Origin of the sequence: Paenibacillus nuruki (genome assembly GCF_001721045.1) — a bacterium.
GTDB classification, from domain to species: Bacteria; Bacillota; Bacilli; order Paenibacillales; family Paenibacillaceae; genus Saccharibacillus; species Saccharibacillus nuruki.
Genome location: NZ_MDER01000021.1, coordinates 1 through 1,422 on the forward strand (window position 1 = coordinate 1; position 1,422 = coordinate 1,422).

At 41.8% G+C, this 1,422-nt stretch carries 1 protein-coding gene and 1 pseudogene; both read left to right on the plus strand.

Annotated elements, in window-relative coordinates:
• Window positions 1-1,019: pseudogene (locus PTI45_RS01535) on the plus strand (NtaA/DmoA family FMN-dependent monooxygenase); the annotation flags it as partial.
• A 220-nt stretch (window positions 1,020-1,239) separates the two neighbouring features.
• Window positions 1,240-1,422, plus strand: a 183-nt coding sequence (locus PTI45_RS01540; protein ID WP_139129201.1) for a LysR family transcriptional regulator, incomplete at its 3' end; no start/stop codon positions are given.

A 1,422-nucleotide genomic window follows, 5' to 3' on the forward strand; every position in this document is an offset into this window, starting at 1 on the left:
TTACGGGTGCCCGTCTATTGTCTTCAATTGAGCATAGTAGGGGGGGACGTGAGGGCTTGAATGTAGGGACATACACACTGGAAGGATAAGCAAGCAAGTAAAGTCGTGGCGAACATCCTTCGCATCCAGAACGATACAAGATTGCGGCAGAATATCTGGCAGTGACCAAAGGCATCTGAGATTCATGGGAAGAAGATGCTATTGTACGGGATAAAGAGTCTGGTGTATTTTTCGATCCTGAGAAGCTACATACTCTTAATCATCAAGGTGAATATTTTTCAGTACAAGGGCCGCTTAATATCGGACGATCTCGTCAAGGACAACCTGTTATTTTCCAAGCAGGTTCTTCGGAAGATGGCAAAAACTTAGCTGCACAATCAGCAGATGCGATCTTTACCGGTCAGGAGACACTAGCGGATGCACAAGCATTCTATGAAGATGTGAAAAAGCGTGCTATTCAATATGGGCGAAATGAAGAGGAGTTGCTGATTTTGCCAGGTATCTCACCGATTATTGGCAGAACGGAAGCAGAAGCAGAGCAGAAATATCGGGAGATCGCCGATCTGGTAACGATTGATAAAGCTCTTGATTTTCTAGGACGCTTTTTTGACCATCATGACTTTTCTCAATATCCGTTAGATGAACCTTTTCCAGAGTTAAATGATATTGGTAGTAATAGCTTCCGCAGTGGAACAGACAAGATTAAAAAAGATGCACGTGAGCGTGGGCTGACTTTACGTGAAGTAGCATTACAAGCAGCGACACCGCGTGGGAACTTTATCGGTACACCGGAACAAGTGGCTAATCAGATCGAAGAATGGTTTGAACGCAAAGGATCAGATGGATTTATTATTCACTCCGATCTTCCAAGTGGTCTACATGATTTTGTAGATTTGGTTGTGCCGATTCTGCAAGCCAAAGGTATTTATCGTCAAGATTATGAATATGAGACTTTACGCGAAAATCTAGGCGTGCCTATTCCACAGAATCGATATCAGACGAAAACGGTTAATGTCTAAATCGTATTTTGATTAATAGATGAACTGAAATAAAAAGGTCAATGATTTTCCCAAAATGATTATAAGTCCAAGAAGTGCCCGTTACTCCTGATCCCAGTGGTCATAAGGGGTTGCGGGTTATTTCAAATCGCTTGCTATCCCGTTGACAAGTGTCAAAACAGGGAATATGATACATAAAACCAAGTTAGTTAATGGGAAAAGTAAGAAAGGGGATGGAATGATGAATATTGAAAATATAGAGGCATTTGTCTATATCAACCATTATGGAAGTTTTAACAAAGCGGCAGAAGTATTATTCCTTTCTCAACCGTCTGTATCCGCACGCATCCAGACATTAGAAAGAGAACTTGGCTGCAAATTATTCGAACGTCTGGGTAGACAGATTCTGCTGACAGAAGAAGGC